A 6,363-nucleotide genomic window follows, 5' to 3' on the forward strand; every position below is an offset into this window, starting at 1 on the left:
CTGCGCGTCGCCGTACACGCGCATGTCGTGGACGGGCGCGAGCCGGGCCGGATCGAGCGCCTGCCAGACGCGCAGCCGTTCGAGCAGCGCCTGCGAGCTCGACGACAGCGCGTAGACGCGCGCGTCGAACGGCGTGCCGGCCGCGCGCGGCGCGGCGGGCTGCGCGAGCAGCGCCGTCTTGAGGCCCGCCTGCGTCATCGCGAGCGCGGCGGTCTTGCCGACAAGGCCGCCGCCGACCACGGCGACGTCGAAGGTCTGAGGATGGGCTGTCATGGCGCGCATTATAGCTGCGGGGCCGGGTTCGCCATGCGACGCCGGCTTGCGGAAGATCAGCCCGGCAACGCATGCCGGGCACGCACTGTCGCGCCGCTCCGACACGGACAAACCCTGTCCGAACGCACGCATCGCCGCCCGAATCGGCCCATCACCGCCCTTCTCCGATCCGGAACCATTTCATCCGTAACCGCCTGCGCGACGCTGCCCGCTCGAACGGGGCACGAGCATTACAGGCCACACGTTTCCTTACAAACGCATACCGCTTGTCATGCCCTGCGCCGCTACAGTCGGCTCCATCGATGAACGAACACCGAAGGAGATCCACCATGAAGCTCAAGCGCATCGCGATTCTTGCCTCGCTCGCCGTCCTGCTCGGCACCACCCTGAGTGGCTGCATCGTCGTGCCGGACGGTGGCGGCTATCACCACCATCACGATTACTACCGATATTGATCAGGGTTCACGCGGGTCGGGCGATTCCCGGCTTGCGTGAAGCCGTTCATGGCGTGCTATTGTTGATTCGTCGGCCCCGCGTTGCACCGGTGACGGAAAGCGAGTCTCAACCCCATCTCGAGCATGGCCATGAGCGACCTACATCCCAGCCTCACCCAACATGATCGTGTCGAGCTGCTGTGCTGGCTCACGGTCGGCAATCTCGGCGCGTTCTATCTGAACGAATCCTGGCCGTCCGCCACCTTCCAGGTTCAAGCAGCGCACAAGTGGCTCGACCGCCATCTGCGCGACGCCGACTGGCTCTGCATCGCGAAGCTCGCCGCCACGGCGCTCGACATCGCGAAGCGGCATGCCGATTTCGTCGAAACGCCGTGGGCGCGCGACGCCGTCGAGGAAATCATCGATACCGAAGATCTCGACGCGCAGTCGCGCCTCGTCTCGCTCGTGATGGGCGACTGCCGCGCCGCGCTGGCCGATCGCCGGATCGCCGACTGACCTGCGCCGGGCCGCTGCGGCCCGGTTGCGCTGCCGGCGGCGCCTGGCCGCCGTCGGCGTTTCGGTCCCTGCCGATCCTCCCACCCGCCGTGCATCGGGCGCCTGCCGCGCCGCCGTTCGGCGCGCCCGCTTGAAATCCCGTGATCCGAACGCGATACAATTGCCGTTTTCGCGGGCAGCCTCCGCGCCAGACCGCCGGCCCGAGCGCCGCGTCATGCCGCCAGCCGCGCCCCGCGCAAGCACCCAACATCTGATCCAGAAAGGTTTTCCATGAGCCTCAAATGCGGCATCGTCGGCCTGCCGAACGTCGGCAAGTCCACCCTGTTCAACGCGCTGACCAAGGCCGGCATCGCCGCCGAGAACTACCCGTTCTGCACGATCGAGCCGAACGTCGGCGTGGTCGAAGTGCCGGACGGCCGCCTGAAGGCGATCGCGGCCATCGTGAAGCCCGAGCGGATCGTGCCGGCCGTGGTCGAGTTCGTCGACATCGCGGGCCTCGTGGCGGGCGCCAGCAAGGGTGAAGGCCTGGGCAACCAGTTCCTCGCGAACATCCGCGAAACCGACGCGATCACGCACGTCGTGCGCTGCTTCGAAGACGAAAACGTGATCCACGTGGCCGGCCGCGTAAGCCCGCTCGACGACATCGAAGTCATCAACACCGAACTCGCGCTGGCCGACCTGGCCACCGTCGAGAAGGCGCTGAACCGCTACTCGAAGGCCGCGAAGTCGGGCAACGACAAGGACGCGGCGAAGCTCGCGGCCGTGATGGAGAAGGTTCGTGCGCAGCTCGACCAGGGCAAGGCCGTGCGCGGCCTCGATCTGTCGGACGACGAGCAGGCGATCCTGAAGCCGTTCTGCCTGATCACCGCCAAGCCGGCGATGTACGTGGCGAACGTCAAGGACGACGGTTTCGAAAACAACCCGCACCTCGACGCCGTGCGCAAGTACGCGGAAGCCGAGAAGGCACCGGTGGTCGCGGTGTGCGCGGCGATCGAGGCGGAAATCGCCGATCTCGACGACGAGGACAAGGAAGCGTTCCTCGCCGACATGGGCATGAACGAGCCGGGCCTCGACCGCGTGATCCGCGCGGGCTTCAAGCTGCTCGGCCTGCAGACGTATTTCACGGCCGGCGTGAAGGAAGTGCGCGCCTGGACGATCCACGTCGGCGACACCGCCCCGCAGGCGGCCGGCGCGATCCACACCGATTTCGAGCGCGGCTTCATTCGCGCGCAGACGATCGGCTTCGACGACTACGTCGCGTTCAAGGGCGAACAGGGTGCGAAGGAAGCCGGCAAGATGCGGGCGGAAGGCAAGGAATACATCGTCCATGACGGCGATGTGATGAACTTTTTGTTCAACGTCTAAGGTCGGATCGGACACGCCGGGCCTCGACAGCCCCGCGCAACCCGCTTCAAGCCCGCGAACGGTGCACGCCGCTCGCGGGCTTTTTGTTTCCGACGATGGCATGCACTCAAGTGCCTGCCCCGGCATGAAAAACCGCGCAGGTGAACACGATCGCGAGCCGCGTCGGCCACGCAGACACACGGCGTTCGCGCCCCGCTTCGGCGCGCTCGCGGCGGCCGCGCCTCGCGAAGTACAATACGCGGTCTCGCCGCGCACGCGCGCGGCCACGCCGCGGCAATGCGCGCGGCGCCCAGTCCCGATCGGCCCCTCCGTCGCCCGCCTCGCGCGCAGCGCGGCCGGCGGCGCCTCAACCTTCAAGAGTTCCATCGACGCAAATGGCCCAATACGTATTCACGATGAACCGGGTCGGCAAGATCGTGCCGCCCAAGCGCCAGATCCTCAAAGACATCTCGCTGTCGTTCTTCCCCGGCGCGAAGATCGGCCTGCTCGGCCTGAACGGCTCGGGCAAATCGACGCTGATCCGCATCATGGCGGGCGTCGACAAGGACATCGAAGGCGAAGCCACGCCGATGCCGAACCTGAACATCGGCTACCTGTCGCAGGAACCGCAGCTCGATCCGAGCAAGACGGTGCGCGAGGCGGTGGAAGAAGGCCTCGGCGACGTGTTCAGCGCGCAGAAGAAGCTCGACGAGATCTACGCGGCCTACGCCGAACCGGACGCCGACTTCGACGCGCTGGCCGCCGAACAGGCCAAGTACGAAGCGATCCTCGCCACGGCCGATGGCGGCAGCCCCGAGCAGCAGATCGAAATCGCGGCCGACGCGCTGCGCCTGCCGGCCTGGGACGCGAAGATCGAACACCTGTCGGGCGGTGAAAAGCGCCGCGTCGCGCTGTGCAAGCTGCTGCTCGAAAAGCCCGACATGCTGCTGCTCGACGAACCGACCAACCACCTGGACGCCGAATCGGTCGAGTGGCTCGAACAATTCCTGACGCGCTTCCCGGGCACCGTGGTGGCCGTCACCCACGATCGCTACTTCCTCGACAACGCCGCCGAGTGGATTCTCGAACTCGACCGTGGCCACGGCATCCCCTGGAAGGGCAACTATTCGAGCTGGCTCGACCAGAAGGAAGACCGCCTGAAGCAGGAAGAGGCGACCGAATCGGCGCGCCAGAAGGCGATCAAGAAGGAACTGGAGTGGGTGCGCCAGAACCCGAAGGGCCGTCAGGCGAAATCGAAGGCGCGTATCGCCCGCTTCGAGGAACTGAGCAGCCAGGAATACCAGAAGCGCAACGAAACGCAGGAAATCTTCATCCCGGCCGGCGAGCGGCTCGGCAATGAAGTGATCGAGTTCAAGAACGTCAGCAAGGCCTATGGCGATCGCCTGCTGATCGACGACCTGAGCTTCAAGATCCCGGCCGGCGCGATCGTCGGCATCATCGGCCCGAACGGCGCCGGCAAGTCGACGCTGTTCCGCATGCTGACGGGCAAGGAAACGCCGGATTCGGGCGAAATCGTGCACGGCCCGACCGTCAAGCTCGCCTATGTCGATCAAAGCCGCGACGCGCTGGCCAGCGACAAGACCGTATTCGAGGAAATCTCGGGCGGCGCCGACGTGCTGACGGTGGGCCGCTACGAAACGCCGTCGCGCGCCTACATCGGCCGCTTCAACTTCAAGGGCGGCGACCAGCAGAAGATCGTCGGCAACCTGTCGGGCGGCGAGCGCGGCCGGCTGCATCTGGCCAAGACGCTGATCGCGGGCGGCAACGTGCTGCTGCTGGACGAACCGTCGAACGACCTCGACGTCGAAACGCTGCGCGCGCTCGAAGACGCGCTGCTCGAATTCGCCGGCTCGGTCATGGTGATCTCGCACGATCGCTGGTTCCTCGACCGGATCGCGACGCACATCCTCGCGTTCGAAGGCGATTCGCAAGCGGTGTTCTTCGACGGCAACTATCAGGAATACGAAGCCGACAAGCGCGCGCGCCTCGGCGAAGAAGGCGCCAAGCCGAAGCGAATCCGCTTCAAGCCGATCAGCCGCTGATCACGCACTGCGCCGCGGCAAGAGCGGCGGACGAAAAAAAGCGGGCATCTTGCCCGCTTTTTTCATGCGCGCGACCGGTTCAGGCTCGTTCAGGCCGCCACGCCCAGTTCGCGCAGGCGCGCCTCGGTCGAGGCCACGCCGGTGTGATGGATGCCGTGCCAGCCAAGCGCGCTCGCGGCGGCGGCGTTGTGCGGATTGTCGTCGATGAACACGAGTTGTTCGGGCGCGATGCCGGGCAACTGCGCCGCGATGCGCGCGAACATCTCGCGATAGATCGCCGGATCGGGCTTGGCGAGCCCCACCCGGCCCGACACCACCACGTCGCGAAAGCGCCGCAGCACCGCGTAGCGCTCCCACGCATACGGGAAGGTTTCGGCCGACCAGTTGGTCAGCCCGAACAGCGGCACGCCGGCGGCCTCCAGCCGCTCGACCAGCGCTACGCCGTCGTCGAACGCGCCCGCGATCATCTCGGGCCAGCGCGCATAGAACGCCTCGATCAGCACCGCGTGCTCGGGAAACGCGGCCACCTTCTCGGCCGTGCCCGCCGCGATCGTCTGGCCGGCGTCCTGCCGGACCACCCAATCCATCCCGCACACGTCGGTCAGGAAACGCCGCCGTTCCACCGGATCGGCGATCAGTTGGCGATACAGATAATCGGGACTCCAATCGATCAGCACGCCGCCGAAATCGAACACCACAGCCCGGATCGTCATGGCTGGCGCGGCCTTACAGCGGCTGAGTGCGCGCGTCGAGCCACGCGCGGGCGGCGCCCGTCACGAGCGGGCCGACCCGTTCGCGTACCGTCGCGTGATACGCGTCGAGCCACGCGCGCTCGCCGGCGTCGAGCAACTCGGCCAGCACGCAGCGCGTGTCGATCGGGCACAGCGTCAGCGTCTCGAAATCGAGGAAATCGCCGAATTCGGTCTGCCCGGCCGCGCGGTTCACGACCAGGTTCTCGATGCGCACGCCCCATTGGCCCTGGCGATATACGCCCGGCTCGTTCGAGGTGATCATGCCCTCTTCCATCGCCGTGTGCGGATCGGCGGCGGCGTAGTGCGAGATCACCTGCGGGCCTTCGTGCACGTTCAGGAAGTAGCCCACGCCGTGGCCGGTACCGTGGCCATAATCGAGCCCGGCCGCCCACATCGGCGCGCGTGCGATCGCATCGAGCATCGGCGAACGGATGCCGCGCGGGAACTTGGCTCGCGACAGCGCGATCATCGCCTTCAGCACGATCGTGAAATCGCGGCACTGCGCCTCGCTCGGCGTGCCCACCGGCACGACGCGCGTGATGTCGGTGGTGCCGCCGACGAACTGGCCGCCCGAATCGATCAGCAGCAGGCCGTCGCCTTCGATGGTCGCGTGCGATTCGGGCGTCGCGCGGTAATGCGGCATCGCGCCGTTCGCGTTGAAGCCGGCGATCGTCGCGAAACTCGGCGAAACGAAGCCGGGCCGGCGCGCGCGGGCGGCCGTCAGTTGCTCGTCGATGGTCAGCTCGGTCAGCGTTTCGTGCCCGAGCGCGGCCTCGAACCAGGCGAAGAATTCGGCCAGCGCCGCGCCGTCCTGCGCCATCGTCGCGCGCACGTGCTCGATCTCGGCGGGGGTCTTGCGCGACTTCGCGAACGTCGACGGGTTGACGGCCTCGACGCGGCGCACCGCCTCGGGCACCGCCTCCAGCGTACCGAACGTCACGCGGCGCGGGTCGATCAGCAGCGCGCTGCCGGCCGGCAGCG

7 protein-coding genes are annotated in these 6,363 nt (G+C 67.1%); 4 read left to right on the forward strand and 3 right to left on the reverse strand.

Annotated features, from left to right (window positions below; all coding sequences use genetic code 11):
• The coding region (locus ACYP33_RS26510; protein WP_459624528.1) for an FAD-binding protein at positions 1–282 on the reverse strand (282 nt) is incomplete at its 3' end.
• Between the two features lie 320 nt (positions 283–602).
• Between ACYP33_RS26510 and ACYP33_RS26515 the strand changes: the two genes are divergently transcribed.
• The 4 genes from ACYP33_RS26515 to ettA all read left to right on the forward strand — a co-directional run bounded on the left by ACYP33_RS26515 (position 603) and on the right by ettA (position 4,630).
• Positions 603–728, forward strand: coding sequence for a hypothetical protein (locus ACYP33_RS26515; protein WP_414443802.1), 126 nt, complete (start codon positions 603–605; stop codon positions 726–728).
• A gap of 129 nt (positions 729–857) precedes the next feature.
• Positions 858–1,223 carry a hypothetical protein gene (locus tag ACYP33_RS26520; RefSeq protein ID WP_459624530.1) on the forward strand — a complete coding sequence of 122 codons (366 nt, stop codon included), beginning with the start codon at positions 858–860 and terminating at the stop codon, positions 1,221–1,223.
• 270 nt (positions 1,224–1,493) lie between these two features.
• A complete protein-coding gene (gene ychF, locus ACYP33_RS26525) occupies positions 1,494–2,588 on the forward strand; it encodes a redox-regulated ATPase YchF (RefSeq protein WP_414443800.1) in 1,095 nt (364 codons plus the stop codon).
• A 374-nt stretch (positions 2,589–2,962) separates the two neighbouring features.
• Complete coding sequence (gene ettA, locus ACYP33_RS26530) at positions 2,963–4,630, forward strand: energy-dependent translational throttle protein EttA (RefSeq protein ID WP_414450437.1); 1,668 nt, start codon at positions 2,963–2,965, stop codon at positions 4,628–4,630.
• An 89-nt stretch (positions 4,631–4,719) separates the two neighbouring features.
• Here ettA and ACYP33_RS26535 read toward each other — a convergent pair whose 3' ends face one another.
• A complete protein-coding gene (locus ACYP33_RS26535; RefSeq protein WP_459624531.1) occupies positions 4,720–5,343 on the reverse strand; it encodes an HAD family hydrolase in 624 nt (207 codons plus the stop codon).
• Positions 5,344–5,356: 13 nt separating this feature from the next.
• Positions 5,357–6,363 (reverse strand): M24B family metallopeptidase (locus ACYP33_RS26540; protein WP_459624532.1); only part of this gene is annotated, 1,007 nt, incomplete at its 5' end.

The organism is Burkholderia sp. 3C (assembly GCF_054589155.1).

Bases quoted from the DNA above. Each gene is read 5' to 3' on its own strand.
- ettA (WP_414450437.1), top strand. From the start codon at position 2,963: ATGGCCCAATACGTATTCACGATGAACCGGGTCGGCAAGATCGTGCCG.
- ACYP33_RS26520 (WP_459624530.1), top strand. From the start codon at position 858: ATGAGCGACCTACATCCCAGCCTCACCCAACATGATCGTGTCGAGCTG.
- ACYP33_RS26515 (WP_414443802.1), top strand. From the start codon at position 603: ATGAAGCTCAAGCGCATCGCGATTCTTGCCTCGCTCGCCGTCCTGCTC.
- ACYP33_RS26535 (WP_459624531.1), bottom strand. From the start codon at position 5,343: ATGACGATCCGGGCTGTGGTGTTCGATTTCGGCGGCGTGCTGATCGAT.
- ychF (WP_414443800.1), top strand. From the start codon at position 1,494: ATGAGCCTCAAATGCGGCATCGTCGGCCTGCCGAACGTCGGCAAGTCC.